Here is a 21,422-nt window from a genome sequence, read left to right as displayed (position 1 = left end):
TCATTACTCATTATTCATTACTCATTATTCATTACTCATTATTCATTACTCATTACTCACTACTCAGCACTCAGCACTCAGCACTCAGCACTCACTACTCAGCACTCATCGCATTTCCTGCCAGATAAGCTGTCGTCCAAGCACTTTGAAAGTTAAATCCACCAGTTACGCCATCAATATCAATAACTTCTCCAGCGAAGTACAGCCCAGGAACTAACTTACTTTCCATAGTTTTGAAGTTGATTTCTTGAAGATTCACACCGCCACAGGTGACAAATTCTTCTTTAAAGACTCCTTTACCATTAATTGAGTATTTTCCCTGAGTCAGTTCTTGGACTAGCAAATTTAAAGTTTTGTTAGGTAGTTCTGCCCAACGGTCATCTGTGGTAATACCTACACGGTTAATCATGTATTGCCAGAGACGATGAGGTAAATCAACACCACGATGTAATGCGATCGCTTTTTTTCCCCATTCGCTCTTCACGGCTAAGATTTTTTGCCGTACTTCGTCTTGTGTGAGTTCGGGAAACCAGTTGACTAATAAAGTGGCTTGATAGTGGTGTTCGTGCAGGAGTCTCGCACCCCAAGCCGAAAGCTTCAGCACGGCCGGGCCACTTAAACCCCAGTGGGTGATGAGTAATGGCCCTGTTTGTTCTAGTGGTGGCTGATCCTCAACACATAACCGCAACCGTACAGGGTTAACACTAATCCCAGCTAACGCCCGCAGTTTGGCTTCGGGAATATTGAATGTAAATAATGATGGGACTGGTGCTTCGATGTGATGTCCCAATTCTTTGGCGATTTTATAACCGATATGACTACTACCTGTTGCGAGTAGCAGGCGATCGCATCTAATTATCTCACCGGACTTTAAACTCACCTCAAATTCATTGCTGAGTCGTTTGACACCAACCACAACTACCCCAGTCCAAATTTCTATACCCTCGGCTGCGGCGGTATTCATCAGACAGTTCACAATTGTTTCTGAACTATCTGTAATGGGAAACATCCTCCCATCAGCTTCAGTTTTCAGTTGCACTCCGTGGTTAGCAAACCAAGCTACGGTATCTTGAGCTTGAAAGCGGCTAAAAGCACCACGCAAAGCTTTACCGCCTCTAGGATAATTTTGTACTAGGGTTTGTGGTTCAAAGCAAGCATGAGTGACATTACAGCGTCCCCCGCCAGAAATGCGGACTTTAGCCAACGGTTGACGACTGGCTTCGAGTAAAGTAACTTGGGCTTGAAGATTGGATTCGGCACAAGCGATCGCCCCAAAAAATCCTGCGGCCCCACCGCCAATAACTACAATTTTTAAAGCTAGCAATTTCTAAAGCATCTCAATATGATCATCTACTATCTAGGCTAGTACAGAAGAAACATAGGTAACAGGGGACAGGAGACAGGGGACAGGGAAATTTTTAGAGTGAGATGTGTTGCTTTTACTAGTGGTTAGTGCAGTATTATCTGGGTTTTAACCTTCTGCCGACTCAAATAAATCTTTAGTTGCACCGCAAACCGGACACACCCAATCTTCTGGGATGGCTTCAAAAGGTGTACCTGGAGGGATTCCCCCATCGGGATCGCCTACTTCGGGATCATATTCATAGCCACAAACACTACATAGATAAATACCCATATTTTTCTCACTGGTTAATTGTTGATTTTGTTTGGGTCTGTAAATATCTTTAACAGAAGTTCATCATCAACACACCAGGCGGATTGCATAAAAACAATCACCCAAAATCTATCTTGATATCTATTAAAAACGCCACCACGTTCTTTGAGCATAGGAAATCAGACCTATAGCGATCGCCCCTAGCAATAATAGTAAAATTACTCCTCCAGGAATAAAGGTAATCAAACCAAAGCCCCTGAGTAGCCAGACAGCTATGCCAATGCCAAGAAAAACACCAAAAGCCTGAGTTAATAAGCGGTTTAAGGAAGATTGACTCACTCTATTTACCTCTCAATTTACGATTTTCTCTACATTGACAGATTAACAATAATTTTCATACATTTTTCCTGATGCCAAATTTCATTATGTCCATCTCCCAAGCTGTAAAAAGTTTTAGCGATGTTTTGACTTAGTTAGGGAGAGATTGTCTTTTAAGGTTTTCTAGGCTAAATTTTTCGTAAAGCAGTAGTCTGATTTTTTCTACTGCTTAAGTGTAAATTAATATTTGTAGTGAGAAATACGGTTTTTCTCATCAAATTTCAGAATAATTACCACACATGATTAATTCCCAAAAAATGGTGTAGGCAACAGGAATTAAATATTGATGAGGTTGTACTTCACTCCTTCAATGGTTTGTCGTCACAACCTCTGCAAATGGTGAATTTGAGGAGTAACGGAAAGAAATTTATGTCTGTAACCCATATCTCAGACTCGGTGATGACAGGTTCAAGTATGACTTGGAATCAAGAACAGCAACAGCTAATGTTGCAGGGTGAAATTGTAGTCCAGGCGCGATCGCATACTGCCTGCGGTGGTGCAGTTAGTGCTTGTATGTACTTACCACTGGGGCGATCGCAGGTATGGCAACAAATCACCGATTACCCCCGTTGGGTGCAATACTTTCCAGATATTACCAAAAGCGAAGTTTTACAAAGGGGTGAGGTCAAACGCCTGTATCAATCAGCACAAAAAGTATTTTTATTTTTGACCGCTCAAGTGGAAATTTACCTCAACGTTGTAGAAGTGCTAGGACAACAAATTCAATTTCGCATGGAGAAGGGTAGTTTTGTTGACTTTGCTGCCCATATTCAGCTAAAAGATTATGATCATGGGACTTTACTAGCTTATAGTGTCCAAGCTACCCCGAATATCCCCATCCCGGCAATTTTCATTCAACAAGCCATGACCTTTGAGTTGCCTGCAAATATGCGTAAAATGAGACAAGTAATTTGTCAATAATCAACCCTACACTTTAGTTAATTCTAGTAACTTGCTTTGTTTGGATAAACTCAGCGAATCATCAGAAAAACTAGGCTCACCTTCAAACCACACATGAGTTAATTCATATTCAGTAAATTTATAACCAAGAGTAGCTGCAAAATTTACTATTTTGGTCGTGTCCCAATGCCAGCTGCTCAACAACCCTCTGTTACAGCAGTTATTAAAGTATGCTTCATAAACAGATGTTTCCGAAATCAAAACTTCATAAAAAGCATTAACCTGCTGTAACGACATAAAAGTTTATCCCCAAAATTTTGATTTTTGTATTTAATTAAAACCTACATTTAGTTAATGGAGTATTCCGGTTTGAATCTCCCAGCATTAAAAAGTCTTTATTTATTTGAAGAAATAAAATTAATGGAACAAAAAATCATCTAGCCCCAGGAGGAATTTTTTTCAAGAGTTAGTATTATTATTTACATTGACCCTCACCTGGCCTAAAGACGAGGTGAGGGTCAATTATTTCATTTTTGAATTTTTAATTTATATGCCCCATAACCCATGCTCAACATTGTATAATCCAATCTCTACGATAAATTTACCTTATTGTCCTAAGCAAATCATGGTAGAGGAAAGTAGATATCATACTTACAGTTAGAATAAAAATTCATTATCAAGCTAAACACTTTCATCTTTTGCATTGATATGGTTAAACCATTGACAGCAAAATACTGGGTTCAAGTTGGGGAACTGCCACTAGAAGCAACAGGAGGCAGCAATGGATAATAGTCCAATTAGAGTCTTGTTAATTGATGATAGTAAAGATGATTATATTTTAACTTGTAACTGGTTTAGTGAATTTCAAATCAGTGGTTGTGAGTTGGAATGGTTGGACAACTATCAAGTTGCTCAACAAGCGATCGCGCAAGGTTTACATGATATATATCTTGTAGACTACCGTCTAGGAGCAGACAGTGGACTAGAATTAATCCGCAATGCAATAGGCAATGGTTGCAATGCTCCTATGATTTTGCTCACTGGTCAAGGAGACAGAAAAATTGATCTAGAAGCGATGCAAGTGGGTGTAGCAGATTATCTTGAGAAAAGCCAATTGAATCCACCTTTACTAGAACGTTCTATCCGTTATGCGATTGAACGTAAACACACAGAACAAAAAATTCGGCAACAGGTAACTTTACTTGATGTTACGCAAGATGCCATTTTCGTCCAAAATTTAGACGGACAAATTTTATTTTGGAATCAAGCCGCCGAGTTGCTTTATGGCTGGGAAAAAGCAGCAGCCATTGGTAAGCAAACACAAGAACTTTGGCAAGAAAATAACTTAGAACTGTTACAAATAGCACTTAAACATCTTAAAAAAAATAACTTCTGGGAAGGAGAGTTACACCAAAAAACCAGAAACGGTCAAGACATTATTGTCGCCAGCCGTTGGACACTAGTACATGAATTTGGTGAGCAACCCCCATCAATTCTAGTTGTGAATACAGAAATTACCCAAAAAAAGCTCCTAGAAGCACAATTTCTCCGCGCTCAAAGATTGGAAAGTATTGGCACTCTCGCCAGTGGTATTGCTCACGATCTCAACAATGTTTTAGCTCCAATCTTGATGACAGCACAACTTTTAGAGGCTCAAATTAAAGATGAGCGTTCTTTGAGATTACTTCCTATATTAATTAACAATGCGAAACGGGGAGCAAATTTAGTTAAACAGGTACTTTCTTTTACTCGTGGTCTTGAAGGTGAGCGTACCTTGTTGCAACTAAAGCACTTAATTCTCGAAATTAAACAAATAATTAAAGAGACATTTCCCAAATCAATTGAAGTTGTCACCAAAATATCACAAAATCTTTGGACTGTCTTTGGTGATGGGACTCAACTACATCAAGTGCTGATGAATTTGTCTGTTAATGCCCGTGATGCGATGCCAAATGGTGGGTTACTATACATTGAGGCTAAAAATTTATTCATTGACGAAAGTTACACCACAATGAATCTAGATGCCAAAGTCGGACCTTATATAGTCGTAACTGTTACTGATACTGGCACTGGTATTAGTCCAGAAATATTAGATCGCATATTTGAGCCATTTTTTACCACCAAAGAAGTCGGTAAAGGTACAGGTCTTGGCCTGTCCACAGTCCTTGGTATTATTAAAAGTCATGGTGGTTTTATCAACATCAATACAGAAGCCGGGAAAGGTAGTCAATTTACAGTCTACCTACCAGCACAAGAAACTAAAGAAACTCTAGAAGAAGCAGACACAGCATTACCACCAGGAAATGGAGAATTAATTTTAGTTGTAGATGATGAAGATTCAATTAGAGACATTACTAAAACATCTCTAGAAAGCCATAATTACAAAGCTATTACAGCTAGTGATGGGATTGAGGCTATAGCTTTATATGCAGAATATCAAGCAGAAATATTTCTTGTCTTGACAGATATGGTCATGCCGTCAATGGATGGATTAACTACGATTCGTACATTGCAAAGAATGAATCCCCAAGTCAAAATTATTGCTGTCAGTGGACAGAGTATTAATGATAAATTGAGTACAGCCCATAACATAAATATCCAAGCTTTTTTATCCAAGCCTTACACAGCAAACCAATTATTGCAAACAATCAGTATGGTTAAAAATGCAACTTAACTCAAGGAAATCTCAAGCTTTAACAGCAAATGCTGCCTTTGATAGATATTTAAAAAAAGATTTTTTGTGTCTGAATAATATATATTTATGAAATCAATTATTACAACTACATCTGCTATTCTTAAACCAAAAAGTGAAGATAGCTTTGCTATTACCTTTGCGCCCTTATCTATTGATGAAATCTATATAAAAGCCAATGATCCAGCTAATGGTGCAGTGGTGTTAATGAGTGGGATGGTTCGTAATCAAACGGATGGTAAAGCTGTAGTTTCTCTAGAATACCAAGCATACGAGCCAATGGCGTTGCAAGTGTTTTATCAAATTGCGGCTGATATTCGTGCTGACTGGCCTGATGTGAATCGGGTGGTAATTCACCATCGTGTCGGACGCTTGCAAATTGGAGAAATTAGCGTTTTAGTGGCAATAGGCTGTCCCCATCGAAGTGAGGCGTTTGCAGCTTGCCGTTATGCTATTGATACGCTGAAACATAATGCCCCTATTTGGAAAAAGGAACATTGGTTTGATGGTTCTAGCACTTGGGTAAGTATTGGAGCTTGTGAACAGTCAAGCGAAATCAATCATCCACCACAACGTAGTGTGCCAAATTTGGAGCCTCGTCCACACCATAATATTAATGATTCTGTGTAGTTCTTGCTGAAACTTAGAATCGAAATATAAATCAGGGAACACTACAACTAGATAATTCAGTTTCCCTGAAAAATATGACAACTAACGATTATGAAACGGTAAGCCATTTGGACTGGCAAGAATGTCATCAACAGCTACAGCTTTTCCAGCAGCAGCAAAAAATCTTGGCTAGGATTCTGGCTAGGGTTCGTGCATCTGTTAACCTAGAACCTCTGTGTTCTACTTCTTGTCAAGATATTTGTCGGCAATTGAAGATTGAGCGAGTGGCAATCTATCGCTTCAATGCTGACTGGAGTGGTAGTTTCATCAATCGTCTTGGCTTTGCAGAAGCACCTTGGAATACATTAACTGCCTTTGGGCAAGACTTAGTATGGCAAGATTCCCATTTGCAAGAAACTCAGGGAGGGCGATATCGCCACAATGAGCCGTTTGCTGTGGCAGACATTTACAAAGCTGGACACGCTCGTTGTCATATTGAAGTCTTAGAACAATTTCAGATTCAAGCATATGCGATCGCACCAATTTTTATTGGTGCAAAGCTTTGGGGTTTACTGGCTGCCTATCAACACTCTGCACCTCGACACTGGCATCCTAACGAAGTTGAATTTATCGCTCAAGCCGCCACCTATCTCGGCGTAGCTATGCAGCAAGCAGAAAACGTAGAACAAACTAAACAACGTACAGCAGAACTGCAAGATGCTATTGCTAGACAACGAGCTTTAACAGAAGTAGTGGGGAAGATTCGCTCGTCTGTGGACACCCAAATTATTTTAGATACGGCCTGTCAGGAACTTTGCCAACTACTGAAGCTAGAACGGACGGCGATTTATCGTTTTCATGAAGACTGGAGCGGCGAATTTGTGAGCCAGTTCGGCATGGTAGAGCCAATGTGGGATAGAGTTCATCCATTTGGTAAAAATCTGATTTGGGAAGATACTCATCTACAAGAAACCAAAGGTGGACGCTATCGTAATAATGAAAGTTTTGCTGTCAATGACATTTATAAGGTTGGTCACTCACGCTGCCACATTGATATTCTAGAGCAATTTAAGATTCGGGCTTATACCATAGCACCGATTTTCATTGGTTCAAAACTGTGGGGACTGATTGCAGCTTATCAACACTCTGGATCTCGCCAATGGGCAAATTACGAAGTTGAGTTTCTGGGACAGGTGGGGGCGCAACTGGGGGTAGCAATTCAACAAGCAGAGAATTTGTCTCAGTCCAAACAACAGGCGAGCGCCCTCAAAGATGCGATCGCTAGGCAATGCGCACTCACAGAGGTTGTCGGTAAAATTCGCTCCTCTCTAGATATTGATTTAATTCTGAAAACCACCTGTCAGGAAGTGTGCAAATTGCTGCGCGTGGAGCGAGTTGGTGTTTATCGCTTCAATGAAGACTGGAGTGGCGAATTTGTCAGTCATTTCGGTATGGTGGAAGCGCAATGGGACAGTATTAATCCTTTTGGCAAAAATCTCGTTTGGGAAGATACTCATCTACAAGAAACCAAAGGCGGACGCTACCGCAACAATGAAACTTTTGCTGTTAACGACATCTACCAAGCTGGACACTCACGCTGTCACTTAGATATTTTGCAACAGTTTAAGATTCGTGCCTATGTGTTGACCCCCATTTTTGTTGGTCGAAAGCTGTGGGGATTGCTGGCGGCTTATCAACATTCTGCACCCCGCCAATGGGATAGTGTAGAAGTGGAATTTTTGGGACAGGTTGCCAGCCAATTAGGAGTGGCATTGCAAAGTTCCGAAATGATGGCACAAATTCAAACTCGTGCAGATGAACTGCATCAAGCGGCAGAACAACGCCGCATCTTATTTGATTTAGTCGTTAAAATTCGCGAATCTTTGGATTTAGAGACAATTTTCCAGACTACAGTCCAGGAAGTCAGGCGATCGCTACAAGCTGATCGAGTTGGTATATTCCAATTTGATTCTGATGCCGGTTTGTGCAGTGGTGAGTTTATTGCAGAAGATGTCAGACCCAATTTCGATTCTGCTCTCGCTGTCAAGGTGCAAGATTATTGTTTTGGTGAAAATTTCGCACCACAATATCGCCAAGGGCAAGTACAAGTCATCTCTGATATCAACAGCATCGGCTCGAAAGTGCCTCATCTGGAAGTGATTGAGCGATTCCATATCACAGCCCAGATTGTTGTCCCGTTGATGGAAGGTGATAAGATGTGGGGCTTATTGTGCATTCATCAATGCACCCATCCGCGTCATTGGGAAGAAGCAGAATTGGAATTTGTTACTCAAATAGCAGCTCAACTCAGCGTAGCACTACATCAAGCCAACTTATTCCAACAATCTAGTTTACTGGGTCAAACTCGTGAAGAAGCAAATCAACTAGCACAGGCGTTGACAGAACTACGCACTGCCCAAATGCAAATGATCCAAGCTGAAAAAATGGCTAGTTTGGGACAACTGGTAGCGGGAGTTGCTCACGAAATTAATAACCCGATTAATTTTATTCACGGTAACTTGGAACACGCTCACAAATACACACAAGATTTGCTGCGTTGCGTAGAACTTTATAGCCATTATCATCCTAATGCTGTACCTGAAATACAAGAGTTTCTCAAGCAAGCCGAAATCGAGTTTCTCTTTGACGACTTACCGAAATTATTCCAGTCTATGAAAGTTGGTACGGAGCGTGTTTGCGAAATTGTGACATCATTGCGGAACTTTTCGCGCCTAGATGAAGCAGACTTTAAAGTCGCCAACATTCATGAAGGTATTGATAGTACATTGATGATTTTGGAACATCGTTTGAAGTCTTCATCTGATCGTCCCGCTATTCATTTAAAGAAAGATTATGACCAGTTACCTCCAATAGAATGCTATCCTGGTCAACTGAATCAAGTATTTATGAATCTGCTATCTAATGCTATTGATGCTTTAGAAGAGCGTAATGCACAAGATACTCCGGAAGCAATCGCCGCTAACCCCAACGAAATCTGCATTTCTACCTCTATGCTCAATCATGATTGGATTAGCATTCGGATTGCTGATAATGGAATCGGCATGGATGAAAAGTTACTTTCTCGGTTATTTGATCCCTTTTTTACCACCAAAGTTGTCGGTAAAGGTACAGGATTAGGACTTTCTATTAGCTATCGAATCGTTACTGATAAACATAAGGGCAAGATATATTGCCAATCTGAACCAGGCAAAGCTACGGAGTTTGTTGTTGAGTTACCGATTCGTCAGACCATAGCTAAAAAACCTCTGCTTGAAGTGATGTAATACAATTTTAAGAAAATCCTGATACACATAGATTTTGATTTTGCGTAGGGGTTAACATTGCTAACCCCTACGCGTCTATTTGTATCACTATTACCCACCACCAACGATTGTCACTACTTCTAAGCGATCGCCTGATTGTATTGTGGTTTGTTCCCAAAACTGGCGATGTAAAATTTCGCCGTTATACTCCACCGCTACCAACCGGGGATTAAAACCCAACTGCTGGAGTAAATCAGGTAAAAGGGTTTGAGAAACACAATTATGAGTTTCCCCATTTACTTGCAAAGTAATTTGACCGGACATAAGACTAATTCGTAATTCGTAATTCGTAATTCGTAATTTGTAATTCGTTAGGACTTACATAACTGGCATATTTTTTATGTAGGGGAGGCAAAAAGCGGTGTGGATTTTCCTCCCGCTTTATTGCCGTTGTGTGACGCTGCAAATGTATTTTTGTTGTCTTTAATTTTGAACTTTGAATTTTGAATTTTGAATTGGAGGGAAGAGACTTGACTCTTCTGGCTTCACCCGATGGAGTTGGGAGAGTAAATATTGGGTTACTAGAGTAGGTTGTTCGGCTTGCATGAGCGATCGCACTACCGCCACCCGTTCTGCTCCGCTATCAATCACATCATTGATATTATTGGGATCTATCCCGCCAATGGCGAACCAGGGAATGGTGCTATTTTGATTGGCGTAACGAACATACTCTAAACCAGCCGCCGGTTTGCCTACTTTCGTGGGAGTTTCGTAGACTGGCCCCACGCCAATATAATCTGCACCTTCAGTAATTGCCTTTTGCATTTCTTCCGCATTAGTTGTAGAACGACCGATTAAGCGTTGTGGGCCGAGTAATTGACGAGCAACGGCAATTGGCATATCTTGCTGTCCTAAATGTACCCCATCAGCATCGACTGCCAAAGCTAAATCCACTCGGTCATTCATAATAAATAAAGCCCCGTAGCTATGGCATAATTCCCGTAGCTGAGTAGCTTGTTCTAGACGCACTGTGTCATCGGTGTCTTTATCGCGGTATTGAACTAGAGTTAATCCACCTTTGAGGGCAGCTTCTACCGTTTCGAGTAAAGTATCTGAGGGGGATGTTACCAGATATAAATGCGATCGCCACAGCAGTTGATGACGCTCGTAACCCATCAAATTAGTTTCTAGGCTGTAAACCTGATAACGCATCTGCTTAAAAGCCTTACCCATGCTGGGGTGATAAAGCTTCCCATATTCTTCCACTACCCGCAAAGCTTCTTGGACGCGGCAAAAATTCGCCTGTAACAGAGACTTAATCCCAGAGCGTTGCTCCTCCTGGGGATGGCTTAACTCAGTACCAATATCGCCTGCTGTATCTCGCGCCGACCTTAACTCCGCATTATGCCAACTAGCCACCTCTTGGCGTAGCTGCTTACATTCCCCAGCCATTGGGGAATTATTCAAGCCAAACCGACACCACTCTTCAATAATTCGCAAGCCTTCACGAGCGCGGTCTAAATTAGCATCTAAAATGCGGTAGACAACTTGCTGCATATGCCTTTGTTGGCTTTGGGCTGTGGCCATTACAACAACCCCATTATTGATGCTTTCATCGTAATAGCCAGCCTCTTTCATCGTTGCAATCTACCTCACATATTGATTTGCTCTTTGGGCATTGGGCATTGGGCATTCTATTTTTCTCCCCTTGCTTCCCCTGCTTCCTTGTCCTCTGTCACCTGTCACCTGTCACCTGTCACCTGTATTAATTACTTTGTATTAAAAATAGCCAATTGGTCAATATAGCGGATAACATAATCGACATACTGAATATTTGAAAGTATGAAAACTTATAATTACTTCTAAGGAGTGGTGTGAAGGTGATTTCCCTCATTTTGTCGCTAAAATACCCAAAATTAAACAACTTGCTATGTCAACCATCTTTGATGATGTTAGCAAGATATCCCATTTCTGGTCTTTCTTTATTATGCGCTATGGGTGTTATTAGCATAACGTTACTCAGCCTAGACCTTCGTAGCGTTGTTGCTCAAGTACCATCTGGATCAAATCCAATGCCCCTGGATGAAACAACAATTTCTCAGGTTAATGTCCTCTTTGTCAACCCTAGTATCGGAGATGACACAGCAGGCAATGGTAGTGAAAACGCCCCTTGGCGGACAATTACCCAAGCATTGCAAGTTGCCACGACTAACACAGTAATTAAGCTAGCTCCTGGTGTTTATACTACGGATACGGGAGAAGTATTTCCCCTGATGCTTAAGTCTGGCGTTGTCATCCAAGGAGATGCAGCTAATCAGGGACAGGGGATAATAATTCAAGGCGGTGGGCAATTCCTCAGCCGCAGTTTTGGGGGACAGAACGTTACCATTGTTGGTGCTAACCAAGCTGAGTTAACGGGGGTAACTGTCACCAACTCTAACCCCCGTGGTTACGGTTTGTGGATTGAATCAAGTAATCCGGTAATTACGGCAAATACATTTACAGGTAATACCCAGGATGGTGTTGCTGTGGCTGGTAAAGGTGCGCCAACAATTACTAAGAATTACTTTGAGCGGAATGGAGCTAATGGGATAACTATCAGTGGTACATCCCAACCGCAAATCCGAGAAAATATGTTTGTGCAAACAGGTTTCGGGATTAATATTACTCACAACGCCGCACCAGTCTTGGTCGGTAATCAAATTAAAGACAATCGCGCTGGTATCATTGTGCAAGCCCAGGCGCGTCCTATTTTAAGGCAGAATTTAATTCAAAATAGTCAAGAAGATGGTTTAGTAGCGATCGCACAAGCAATGCCAGATTTAGGTAATGCTACGGAAGCAGGCGGTAATGAATTTCGTAATAACAAACGCTATGACATTAACGCTAGTGCCGCTAAACAGGTCATTGTTGCAGTTGGTAATACCATTAATAATAAACGCATCGCTGGTCAGGTAACTTTTCAGGCTCAAGCTGCTACCCCAGCCAATACTGAGCAAGTAGCGGCTAACGGTGAAATTACCTTTGCTGCTCCTGGTGTATCTGACGAGCCGACAGCGCAAAATCAAACTCAAAGTCAGTTATTACCATTAACCTCAGCTAATACACCCCTGACTTTACCCAAATATAATCAACAAATCCCTGCACCCATTCCCAGCAGAATAGCCGCTAGCAACAGCACACGTAAAACATCAATAGCCACCACTAGAAAAGTAACTCCATTACCAGCCGTACCAGCACAGGCTGAACAGTTTAATTATGTGCAGATTGATCGCAACACCATTGAATTTATTGCACCTCAAACAGAGACACCAGCACCAACTTTCACGACTCAAGAACAGTCATGGCCGGCAAACCTCTCACCATCTCAACCAGAAGTTAGACAGCAACAATCAAACCCCACATTAAAAGTTACCCCTGTGCCGGGTACTGGTACTGTAGAATTTGCTGCGGTGAGGAACAATGACCTATTACCCGTTCCTAATGGCGATATTCCCCTAGGTAATACGCGGAATATGCCAAAAGTATCAGCACCACAAACTTATACAACTAGCTATGCAGGAAATTATTCATCTTCTACATCCGCAGGTGTGCGTTACCGAGTGGTAGTAGAGGCGTTAACCGACACAGAACAGGAATTAGTCAGATTTCTTGCACCTGGAGCTTTCCCCACTATTTGGCAAAGTCGCAGAGTCATGCAAGCCGGTGTGTTTAGCGATCGCAATAACGCTGATGAAATGCTGAAAATACTGACTAACAACGGCTTAAGAACCATAGTTGAGCCATTGAATTAACAGTTTATAAGCGATCGCCTACCAAAACTAAGAGCGATCGCTTCTGGGATATTCACAATTTTCTCTACCCTGATCAGCAGTTCATGAGGGTTTTCACTTACCTTTTATCAAAATTTCCACAGTTTCAACTTTCACTTCACACAAATATTTTTAAAGAATTTTGATAATTTGTCCCTCTGTTTGGTATTTCTGAAAAAGTCACAACTTAGGAGTATCGCCTCTATGGCTAAAATTAAAAGTCCCGCAATCGCTGACTCTGGTGCTAAACCTCCCTATACTTTCCGTACAGGTTGGGCATTGTTGCTACTAGCTGTTAACTTTTTGGTAGCAGCCTATTACTTCCACGTTATTGACTAGTTAACGTTGGAGTAGTTAGGACTTACGCATGAAACGGCAAACTTTAAGCTTTGGTCAAGGGTACAAGGGTATAGGGGTATAAATAGGTATTCACAACCCTACAGGAAGCCTAAGAAGGCACGTCTACACTCCATTACCCCCTGATACACCCTCCCAAAACAAATAGTCTTGTTGCGTAGGTGCTGGTGGTGTTGCTCAAATCGTTCCTTTGAATAAACCCTTGGGACGAATGAGCAACACCAAAATCATGATTAATAAGGCTATACCTTGCTTATACTGTGAACCCAGCCAAGCAGTGCTGACTTCTTGAACAATACCAATGATGAAAGCTGCGGCGATCGCACCGTAAGGATTACCAATCCCTCCCAAAATTACCGAGGCGAATAAAGGCAAGATCAAAAACCACCCCATATTGGGACGCACGGCTGTAATTAATCCATACATACTGCCACCCAAAGATGTGAGCGTACCAGCAATTAACCAAGTCCACAAGACTACTTTATCAACATCAATCCCAGAGACTTTAGCTAAATCTAAATCATCAGCCACCGCTCGCATCGCCTTGCCAATTTTCGTATTTTGCAGCAGATAATGCAGTGCCAAAATTGCCACCACTGCCAAAGCTAACACCACGATTTGGTTTTGCGGTACTTTGACACCAAAAATATCTAAAGCTGGGATAATAGGTAAATCATAATTTTGATTCTTGCCACCCCAAATTAAAATAATCCCATTCCGCAGAAACAAAGCCAGCCCAATCGAGATAATAATTAGTGTTGTCGAGTTAGCACGGATTGAGCGCATCTTTGACCAGAGTAATTTTTCTGATAACACCATTGCTAATACTGTTCCGCCTGCTGCCAAGATCATTGACAGCCAAATATTTAACCCTAAAGTATTTACAAATAACGTTAGATAAGCCCCTAAAGTCAAAAAATCACCGTGGGCAAAATTAGACAACCGTAAAATCCCGTAAGTAAGTGTCAGTCCGACTGCGGCTAAAGCAATAATGCTCCCCACAGCAATGCCATTGACGATAAGTTGAATAATTTGTGTATCCATAATTTAATCTAAATAAAGTCAGTTAATATTCATTAGCAATGGTTTATAGCAGATAATATTCTTGGTTGTGCAGTGATGATCGACACTATAATCTATGATTTATCGACAAAAAAGAATTGTGAGCTAATATACATAGAATCCTGTTCGCAATTTTTGCGTAATTAAAATTGTCCAACGGTCTAGTTGACCATGCAGCAGTATTCAAGCTTACCAGAACACAACTCACAGGTAGATGCCACAATCCAACAACTTCGCGCTGAGTTATGGCTAGAACGCAGCTTGAACCAGCTACAACGCCGCCTTAATGATTGCCTGCTTGTTGTTTTGACAGATGCCGCCCAAACCGATAGCCCAGAAGCAGAAATGTGGCAAACTGTGGCACAGGAAATCAGCATGGCTTTAAACAGTAGGGGGGTAGCCATTGCTCTATGCCAACCGCAAGAAACGGTTGGTAAAGTTTACTATATTTCTTGCCCCACATCTGTTGATTCCCCAGCCCCAGTTTTGGAATTGACGCTGAAAAATGGCAAAACACGGCCATTGGAATTGCAAGCAGAAATTCAAGTGCAAGATTTACATGATTTAGAAAGCCAAAAACCGCCTCAAGCTTGGCGATTGCACGATAAATATAGTGGGGTGATGGGATGGTTACTCATAGCTACTAGTAAACCCAACTCTCATCCCACAAAACTGACAGATGCACAAGTGCAACTGACTCCGCAATTCATGAGCAAGGCAGCAGAGCATTGTGTTCAAGCATTAGTTCAATTTAAACATATACAATCTTTACAGCAGCGATCGCAGCATTTTGTAGACTTTAATCAAGAACTGAAGCGGACAAATCAACTCAAGAACCAGTTCTTAGCCAACACCAGCCACGAAATCCGGACACCACTCAGTTCGATTATTGGCTTTACCCACCTGCTTTTAACTCAAGGCTATGATCCCACTAGAGAACGTCAACGTGAGTATTTAAACATCATTCAGTCCAGTGGTAAACACCTCCTAGCTTTGATTAACGACATTTTGGATTTGTCCAAAATTGAAGCTAACCAACTAGAAGTGCAATGGGAAAAAGTCGATATACCAGAATTGTCTCGTAATGTCCTCACACTAATCAAAGAGAAAGCCAATAATAAGGGGTTGAAATTGTCTTTGGAAATAGATCCTCAAGTCACAACCCTAGTCGTAGATCCCTTACGACTCAAGCAAATGCTCTTGAATTTGCTGTTTAACGCTTTAAAGTTTACCAATAAAGGCACAGTGGGTTTAAAGGTGACACGGCAAGATTCACTAGTGCATTTTACGGTGTGGGATACAGGTACTGGCATATCCAAAGAACATCAAACACTACTGTTTCAACCTTATTTCCAAATTCCCAATTCCTCCCCTAGCCAAAATGAAGGTACTGGTTTAGGTTTAGCCGTAACACAAAAACTGGCAGAAATTCATCATGGTTATGTGGAGGTGGAATCAGTAGTTAATTCTGGTTCTCGTTTTACTATTGTTTTGCCCCTAAAGCCTATAGAAGCAGTTTTATCTACAGAAATTGAGGAGGATGAACAAGCCACATCCTCACAGCCTTTCCCAATCACTCCCATCACTTCCAACGAGATTTTACTGGTGGAAAATGATTTACCTAATGGGAAACTGATGCAAATTCATCTCAGTAAGTTAGGTTATCAAGTAACTTGGGTGAAGAACGAAGTAGAAATGTGGGACGCACTCACCCACAAACAACCATTTGTTATCTTAATGGATATACGCTTACCCAATAGCTGTGGTATTGATTTGGTACAGCAGTTACGAGAAAAACCAGAATATCAGCAGATTCCCATCATTGCCCAAACGGCAATGTCCATGAAAGGCGATCGCGAAATTTGTCTCACAGCCGGATTTAATGAATATATTTCTAAACCCCTTGATTTATCTCTTTTGGCTGATTTAGTAGCTAAGTATAGTTTAGGTGACAGGGGACAGGGGACAGGTGACTGGGTAGATTGTACCCCAATGCCTAATGACTATTGACTATTGACAATTAACATGATGCTGACAGAAAAACTAGAGAAATTAAAAGTATTATTTGCAGAGATGGAACAGGCTTTGATTGCCTACTCTGGGGGTGTTGATAGCACTTTGGTAGCTAAGATTGCTTATGACGTTTTAGGCGATCGCGCTTTGGCTGTGACGGCTGTTTCACCTTCTCTGCTACCAGAAGAACTGGAGGATGCTGAAATTCAAGCCGCAACTATTGGGATTGCTCACAAGATTATTCAGACTCATGAGATGGAAAATCCCAATTACACCGCTAACCCCGTTAACCGTTGTTATTTTTGCAAGAGTGAACTGCACGACAACCTCAAACCTTTGGCTTTAGAGTTGGGTTATCCCTATGTAATCGATGGTGTGAATGCTGATGATTTGCATGATTATCGCCCAGGGATTCAAGCCGCTAAAGAACGAGGTGCGCGATCGCCTTTAGCTGAATTTGGTGTGACTAAGTTAGAAGTCCGCCAACTTTCCCAGCAGCTTGGTTTACCTTGGTGGGATAAACCAGCCCAACCTTGTCTCAGTTCCCGTTTTCCTTACGGCGAGGAGATTACTGTAGCCAAGTTACAACGCGTCGGTAGAGCCGAAATTTACCTGCGAAAGCTAGGTTGGCAAAATTTGCGCGTCCGTTCCGAAAGTGACACAGCACGCATTGAATTACCACCAGAAAAAATCAAAGATTTTGTCATGTTGACAGACTTACAATCTGTAGTAACTACATTTCAAAACTTGGGTTTTATCTACGTCACCCTAGATTTAGAAGGTTATCGCAGTGGTAAGCTAAACCAAGTCCTTAAGACAGTGCTGAGTAGTGAGTAGTGAGTGCTGAGTGCTGAGTAGTGAGTAATGAGTAATGAGTAGTGAAGTGAGTGGGTGGGCATTGTATTTTTCTCCCCCTGCTTCCCCTGCTTCCCCTGCTCCCCCTGCTTTCTTTTCCTCTGTCACCTATCACCTGTCACCTAAATAATCTCCGCCTCCACAGAGACTAAAATACAACCATTAATCTTCCAGGTATCATCCGGTTGTTTTTCCATAAAATACAACGCTCGTAGGGGCATACCATCAGGTGCTAGTAGTAAAACTGGCTGAGTAATATTGTCTTGAATAGTAGTAATTTTCTCAAAAAATACCGAGCGAGGACGGTAAACAGCCGGATAACTTAAGCTCACCATCTGCATAAAATGGTCTGGGGTTTGGAATTGCTCTTTGATTCCAGGACTAGCAAGAGCGAAAGCAGCTTGAGCATCATCTTTTTGGAATGCGTCTAGTTGGCTTTCTATAACAGCGCGTATAGCAATAAAATCTTTATCGGTAGCTTCCATAAATCTGCTGGCGATCGCCTAGTAGTAGTATGCTCAATTTCTAGTTTGAGAAAGTTTGAATTCTACTTGCTGGAGAGCAAATCGCCAAATATCATAACCATCGGGTGACAGATGTATTCCATCTGTGGTTAAATCTGAACGCAAATTGCCATCAGCATCTGTAAACCAATTATGAATATTTAAGTAATTAACTCCTTCTTGTTTGGCAATCTGAGCAATTCTGGTGTTGAGATGACGAATACGGCTATTAGAAATTGTGGCTACATGAGCTGGTAGGATGGATTGAACAAAGATTTGCGCTTTGGGGTGATTTTTCCGTAAGCTACGCATCATCCGGCGGTGATTTCGCAAGATGGTTTCGTCACTCGTACCTTTTCTTAAGTCATTAATCCCAGCCATGATGTAGATTGCATCAGGACGGGTTTGTGCAAAGGTGGCTAATCGTGTCGCCATACCACCAGATGTATCTCCAGATATGCCCTGATTCAGCCATAATTTACCCGTAGGCAGGTTTTGTCTAGGAAACCACAGACTTAAGGAATCACCAACTAAGATACTAAGACGGTTTTTACCTTGACCTTGGGCGATCGCTTTTGCTTCTAAAGCTAATAAACTTTTCCAGTCTTCATAAGTCAGTTGCTGTTTTCCCCTTGACTCCCCTAATCCTTGGAAGTTATCAATATCTGCACGGGTGTAAATCTGACCTGTTTTTAGTGCTGCTAATCTTTGATAGTACAGTTGATTGCCAGAAGTTAGTAGCGCATCTGTCGGCTGATTACTAGGATTGAATAATGACTCTATTGATATTGGTACTTCTTGATTGGTAAATTGCGGTGAGGTAACATCCCCAGTAGAAAGTTTTTTTTCACTCGCCCTTGGTTCTGAAGCCTCTGAAGATGCTAAAAGTTGGCTACTTAATTCTGGTAAAAAAAGGTTAAGCTGCTCTAGAAAAAACTTTTTCTCTAATGGTGGGTGTAGATTTTCTCCAGGCTGCGACACTTGGCTACTAAATTCTGGTGTTGATATGTCACGCTTGAGGAGATGTTTTTCATCTGCTATTGTCTGCGAGTCTTGTTTTGCATTCCACTGAGAGCTATGCTTTTCTGGCAATAAAATTGACATCTCTGGAATAGCTGATGCTGGTATTGCCAATCCTGTTAACAAGCCTGCTGCCAACAGATAAGAATCCCTCATCGCGTTTTTCTCCTCTAATTACTGCTTTTCCTGTTGACAGCGTTAGTTGTCCGTATTCAGGAAAATTTACGGTGGTTAAAATATCATTCTTATGTACAACGTATATTTCTGTAAACTGGGTTAACAATATTATCTTTGACAATTTACAAATTCTTTAAAGCATATCTTTTTCTAGTATATGAACGAGATAGGCATAGGGGACAGGGGACAGGGGTCACGTAAGAAGAGATTATGAGGTATGCTGAATTTTCTGAAAAATTAAATAGGAGTCCCATATATTAGATTAAGGAAATGGTATTGATAGCAATCAATAGCAGTATAAATACTTGCCATAATATTTTTTAGAATAATTACTGCTTTCTCAAGTGATAAATGTTACTATGTACTGTTTTTTCTACATTAAAACATTTATTTATGTGTTCTGATACATTTAAATTCAATTCTATTTATGAATAAGCTAGTAAGAAGTGCTAAAATTTAGGCGAAGTAACTGATTTTTCCCTGTAATTTTGTGGCTAGAGCTAGTACAGCAATTGGAGTCAGTCCAATCATTAAAGAAACGGTGCAAAAACAAGCACATTCGACCCGTTTAACGCTAAAAGAGGTAATTCTCATGGGAATGTTAGCGATAGATAAGCTTGATGATCAAAGTCGTCAAGAATTAGCAGATCAAGTTCATCAGATGCAAGTAAATGGTGAAATCTGAATCTGCTTTTTGGAGTTAATAGTCTAAATTTCACAGTCAATCAACTCTATTTCCTAGTGACTATTAACTAATCATCAAATCGATAACGACTTCCCATAACATAATCCTCATTAATTTCACATGAAATCCATCGACGCTGCAAAGTTTCAGCAACAAAACCAGTAGTGTTAGAACCTGCAAAGGGATCTAGGACTATATCACCTTCATCAGTCAAAAACTTGATGAAGAATTCAGCGAATCCTTGCGGGAATCTTGCTGGATGAGGTCTAATCCCGGCTGCTTTGCAGCGTCGTAAATAAGCACTGTTAGATTCAGTGTTCGCAATTTCTAGCAAATTTGGCGGAATTGCGCCTTGGTTATCTTTTTGAAATTTATCAGAAATATCATGTCCACTAGGACGAATTTGAGGTTTATAGCCATTTTTTAGTAAGCGTTTCATACTCTGGCTATATGGCTTTAAAATTTTTCTATTATCTGCTTTGGGGTTGGGTATTTTTGACAACCACCAAACTATATTTACTGCATCTTTGACACGAATTCTTCTGATTGTTACCCATTCGGCTGGGGTAGGTAGTCGTGCTGGATTATAATGATATAGTTCTTGCGCCAGAAAAAAGCCGACTTCTTTGCAGAGTTTGACTAATAGTTCATACTGGTAGATACTCCGTATAGGATTACCAGGAAGATAAGCACCGCCTAAATCTAAAACAAATGAGCCATTTTCCGCTAAGACTCTTTTAAATTCGTAGGCGAAGGGTAAAAACCACTCGATATATTTTTCTGAACTTTCGTTACCGTATTCTTTTTTGCGCGTTAAAGCAAATGGTGGTGAAGTCAGGATTAAGTTAACACTGTTGTCTGGGATGCTGGTAATAATCTCCAGACTGTCACCTAAATATGCTTTCCCGTGCTGTTGCGTGTAATAAGGTGTAAGGTTGATGATTGTTGTGGTTATTGTTGGCTGTAAGGTGAAGCAGAGTTTAAAGAGTCTTTATGGCTGAAAGACTACCATTTTTTGTAAGGTAAAAATTTACCGGACATAGTGATTTTAACGCGATCGCCTTTGGGGTCTACTTCTTTTTCCACATCTAAGGTGAAGTCAATCGCACTCATAATTCCATCGCCAAACTTTTCTTGAATGACTTCCTTAATTGGAAAGCCGTAGACTTGCATAATCTCATAGAAGCGGTAAATCAGTGGATCAGTAGGAACAACAGGCCCCAAACCCTTGACTGGGTATGCAGTCAAATCTTGAATATAGATAGGGGCTAAATCTAATGTGTCTACCAATAACCTAGCCTCTTCCTCAGAAGCACTAGCTTGACGGTAGAATACAGCAGCAATCCATACTTCATCCCGTCCGAGAATTTTTTCTAAATCTGCAAAACTGAGTCCTTTCTCTTTCTTCGCTTCGAGTAAAATTTCCGTAATTTCGGGGAGAGACATCTGATTGAGTGAATTAACTTTGCCAGAAGAAATTT

At 41.1% G+C, this 21,422-nt stretch carries 20 protein-coding genes; 9 read left to right on the top strand and 11 right to left on the bottom strand.

What is annotated here, in order from left to right; genetic code table 11:
- Positions 1–94: 94 nt before the first annotated feature.
- The 3 genes from ACM0OR_RS19570 to ACM0OR_RS19560 form a co-directional block, all read right to left on the bottom strand.
- Positions 95–1,324 (bottom strand): NAD(P)/FAD-dependent oxidoreductase, encoded by a 1,230-nt coding sequence (locus ACM0OR_RS19570; protein WP_414578147.1) that lies wholly within the window; start codon positions 1,322–1,324, stop codon positions 95–97.
- Between the two features lie 147 nt (positions 1,325–1,471).
- Positions 1,472–1,636, bottom strand: coding sequence for a rubredoxin (gene rd / locus ACM0OR_RS19565; RefSeq protein WP_190705644.1), 165 nt, complete (start codon positions 1,634–1,636; stop codon positions 1,472–1,474).
- Between the two features lie 123 nt (positions 1,637–1,759).
- Complete coding sequence (locus ACM0OR_RS19560; protein WP_190705647.1) at positions 1,760–1,954, bottom strand: hypothetical protein; 195 nt, start codon at positions 1,952–1,954, stop codon at positions 1,760–1,762.
- A gap of 408 nt (positions 1,955–2,362) precedes the next feature.
- Between ACM0OR_RS19560 and ACM0OR_RS19555 the strand changes: the two genes are divergently transcribed.
- Complete coding sequence (locus ACM0OR_RS19555) at positions 2,363–2,914, top strand: SRPBCC family protein (RefSeq protein WP_190705652.1); 552 nt, start codon at positions 2,363–2,365, stop codon at positions 2,912–2,914.
- Positions 2,915–2,920: 6 nt separating this feature from the next.
- Here ACM0OR_RS19555 and ACM0OR_RS19550 read toward each other — a convergent pair whose 3' ends face one another.
- Positions 2,921–3,190 (bottom strand): hypothetical protein, encoded by a 270-nt coding sequence (locus tag ACM0OR_RS19550; RefSeq protein WP_323265666.1) that lies wholly within the window; start codon positions 3,188–3,190, stop codon positions 2,921–2,923.
- Between the two features lie 484 nt (positions 3,191–3,674).
- Between ACM0OR_RS19550 and ACM0OR_RS19545 the strand changes: the two genes are divergently transcribed.
- The 3 genes from ACM0OR_RS19545 (at position 3,675) to ACM0OR_RS19535 (ending at position 9,478) form a co-directional block, all read left to right on the top strand.
- A complete protein-coding gene (locus ACM0OR_RS19545) occupies positions 3,675–5,567 on the top strand; it encodes a response regulator (RefSeq protein ID WP_414578145.1) in 1,893 nt (630 codons plus the stop codon).
- 87 nt (positions 5,568–5,654) lie between these two features.
- Positions 5,655–6,215, top strand: a complete 561-nt coding sequence (locus ACM0OR_RS19540) for a molybdenum cofactor biosynthesis protein MoaE (RefSeq protein WP_414578144.1) — start codon at positions 5,655–5,657, stop codon at positions 6,213–6,215.
- 74 nt (positions 6,216–6,289) lie between these two features.
- On the top strand, positions 6,290–9,478 hold the full coding sequence (locus ACM0OR_RS19535; protein WP_414578142.1) for a GAF domain-containing protein: 3,189 nt from the start codon (positions 6,290–6,292) through the stop codon (positions 9,476–9,478).
- 90 nt (positions 9,479–9,568) lie between these two features.
- Here the strand turns inward: ACM0OR_RS19535 and thiS are convergent, their stop codons facing one another.
- Complete coding sequence (gene thiS, locus ACM0OR_RS19530) at positions 9,569–9,781, bottom strand: sulfur carrier protein ThiS (RefSeq protein WP_414578141.1); 213 nt, start codon at positions 9,779–9,781, stop codon at positions 9,569–9,571.
- A gap of 159 nt (positions 9,782–9,940) precedes the next feature.
- Positions 9,941–11,095: a thiamine phosphate synthase gene (locus ACM0OR_RS19525; RefSeq protein ID WP_414578140.1), complete on the bottom strand. Its 1,155-nt coding sequence runs from the start codon at positions 11,093–11,095 to the stop codon at positions 9,941–9,943.
- 308 nt (positions 11,096–11,403) lie between these two features.
- On the opposite strand from ACM0OR_RS19525, the gene ACM0OR_RS19520 reads away from it, so the two are divergent.
- Entirely contained in the window at positions 11,404–13,251 is a 1,848-nt protein-coding gene (locus ACM0OR_RS19520; protein WP_414578151.1) for a DUF1565 domain-containing protein, read from the top strand.
- Positions 13,252–13,473: 222 nt separating this feature from the next.
- Complete coding sequence (locus ACM0OR_RS19515) at positions 13,474–13,608, top strand: photosystem I protein PsaX (protein ID WP_190705671.1); 135 nt, start codon at positions 13,474–13,476, stop codon at positions 13,606–13,608.
- Between the two features lie 195 nt (positions 13,609–13,803).
- Here ACM0OR_RS19515 and ACM0OR_RS19510 read toward each other — a convergent pair whose 3' ends face one another.
- Positions 13,804–14,670, bottom strand: coding sequence for a branched-chain amino acid ABC transporter permease (locus ACM0OR_RS19510; protein WP_323265672.1), 867 nt, complete (start codon positions 14,668–14,670; stop codon positions 13,804–13,806).
- A gap of 189 nt (positions 14,671–14,859) precedes the next feature.
- On the opposite strand from ACM0OR_RS19510, the gene hrmK reads away from it, so the two are divergent.
- Both hrmK and larE read left to right on the top strand, forming a co-directional pair.
- Entirely contained in the window at positions 14,860–16,698 is a 1,839-nt protein-coding gene (gene hrmK, locus ACM0OR_RS19505) for a hybrid histidine kinase/response regulator HrmK (protein WP_414578138.1), read from the top strand.
- Positions 16,699–16,713: 15 nt separating this feature from the next.
- Positions 16,714–17,538 carry an ATP-dependent sacrificial sulfur transferase LarE gene (larE, locus tag ACM0OR_RS19500; protein ID WP_414578149.1) on the top strand — a complete coding sequence of 275 codons (825 nt, stop codon included), beginning with the start codon at positions 16,714–16,716 and terminating at the stop codon, positions 17,536–17,538.
- A gap of 140 nt (positions 17,539–17,678) precedes the next feature.
- Here larE and ACM0OR_RS19495 read toward each other — a convergent pair whose 3' ends face one another.
- Both ACM0OR_RS19495 and ACM0OR_RS19490 read right to left on the bottom strand, forming a co-directional pair.
- Positions 17,679–18,041 carry a DUF4864 domain-containing protein gene (locus ACM0OR_RS19495; protein ID WP_190705689.1) on the bottom strand — a complete coding sequence of 121 codons (363 nt, stop codon included), beginning with the start codon at positions 18,039–18,041 and terminating at the stop codon, positions 17,679–17,681.
- Positions 18,042–18,074: 33 nt separating this feature from the next.
- Positions 18,075–19,235 (bottom strand): SGNH/GDSL hydrolase family protein, encoded by a 1,161-nt coding sequence (locus tag ACM0OR_RS19490; RefSeq protein WP_414578137.1) that lies wholly within the window; start codon positions 19,233–19,235, stop codon positions 18,075–18,077.
- Positions 19,236–19,728: 493 nt separating this feature from the next.
- Here ACM0OR_RS19490 and ACM0OR_RS19485 point away from each other — a divergent pair, with 493 nt between their 5' ends.
- Positions 19,729–19,941 carry a hypothetical protein gene (locus ACM0OR_RS19485; protein ID WP_190705761.1) on the top strand — a complete coding sequence of 71 codons (213 nt, stop codon included), beginning with the start codon at positions 19,729–19,731 and terminating at the stop codon, positions 19,939–19,941.
- A 67-nt stretch (positions 19,942–20,008) separates the two neighbouring features.
- On the opposite strand, the gene ACM0OR_RS19480 is transcribed toward ACM0OR_RS19485, so the two are convergent.
- Complete coding sequence (locus ACM0OR_RS19480) at positions 20,009–20,896, bottom strand: DNA methyltransferase (protein WP_190705763.1); 888 nt, start codon at positions 20,894–20,896, stop codon at positions 20,009–20,011.
- Positions 20,897–20,946: 50 nt separating this feature from the next.
- Entirely contained in the window at positions 20,947–21,387 is a 441-nt protein-coding gene (gene cynS / locus ACM0OR_RS19475; protein WP_323265676.1) for a cyanase, read from the bottom strand.
- Positions 21,388–21,422 lie beyond the last annotated feature (35 nt).

This window comes from Anabaena sp. CCY 9402-a (assembly GCF_963920945.1).
Classification (GTDB): domain Bacteria; phylum Cyanobacteriota; class Cyanobacteriia; order Cyanobacteriales; family Nostocaceae; genus Trichormus; species Trichormus minutissimus.
This window is presented reverse-complemented; position numbering and strand designations above follow the sequence as displayed.

Excerpts from the sequence above, each read along its gene's own strand:
- ACM0OR_RS19525 (WP_414578140.1), bottom strand. The coding sequence starts at position 11,095 with ATGAAAGAGGCTGGCTATTACGATGAAAGCATCAATAATGGGGTTGTT.
- larE (WP_414578149.1), top strand. The coding sequence starts at position 16,714 with ATGATGCTGACAGAAAAACTAGAGAAATTAAAAGTATTATTTGCAGAG.
- ACM0OR_RS19555 (WP_190705652.1), top strand. The coding sequence starts at position 2,363 with ATGTCTGTAACCCATATCTCAGACTCGGTGATGACAGGTTCAAGTATG.
- cynS (WP_323265676.1), bottom strand. The coding sequence starts at position 21,387 with ATGTCTCTCCCCGAAATTACGGAAATTTTACTCGAAGCGAAGAAAGAG.
- ACM0OR_RS19515 (WP_190705671.1), top strand. The coding sequence starts at position 13,474 with ATGGCTAAAATTAAAAGTCCCGCAATCGCTGACTCTGGTGCTAAACCT.
- rd (WP_190705644.1), bottom strand. The coding sequence starts at position 1,636 with ATGGGTATTTATCTATGTAGTGTTTGTGGCTATGAATATGATCCCGAA.
- ACM0OR_RS19510 (WP_323265672.1), bottom strand. The coding sequence starts at position 14,670 with ATGGATACACAAATTATTCAACTTATCGTCAATGGCATTGCTGTGGGG.
- ACM0OR_RS19535 (WP_414578142.1), top strand. The coding sequence starts at position 6,290 with ATGACAACTAACGATTATGAAACGGTAAGCCATTTGGACTGGCAAGAA.
- ACM0OR_RS19495 (WP_190705689.1), bottom strand. The coding sequence starts at position 18,041 with ATGGAAGCTACCGATAAAGATTTTATTGCTATACGCGCTGTTATAGAA.
- ACM0OR_RS19545 (WP_414578145.1), top strand. The coding sequence starts at position 3,675 with ATGGATAATAGTCCAATTAGAGTCTTGTTAATTGATGATAGTAAAGAT.
- thiS (WP_414578141.1), bottom strand. The coding sequence starts at position 9,781 with ATGTCCGGTCAAATTACTTTGCAAGTAAATGGGGAAACTCATAATTGT.
- ACM0OR_RS19490 (WP_414578137.1), bottom strand. The coding sequence starts at position 19,235 with ATGAGGGATTCTTATCTGTTGGCAGCAGGCTTGTTAACAGGATTGGCA.
- hrmK (WP_414578138.1), top strand. The coding sequence starts at position 14,860 with ATGCAGCAGTATTCAAGCTTACCAGAACACAACTCACAGGTAGATGCC.
- ACM0OR_RS19550 (WP_323265666.1), bottom strand. The coding sequence starts at position 3,190 with ATGTCGTTACAGCAGGTTAATGCTTTTTATGAAGTTTTGATTTCGGAA.
- ACM0OR_RS19540 (WP_414578144.1), top strand. The coding sequence starts at position 5,655 with ATGAAATCAATTATTACAACTACATCTGCTATTCTTAAACCAAAAAGT.
- ACM0OR_RS19520 (WP_414578151.1), top strand. The coding sequence starts at position 11,404 with ATGATGTTAGCAAGATATCCCATTTCTGGTCTTTCTTTATTATGCGCT.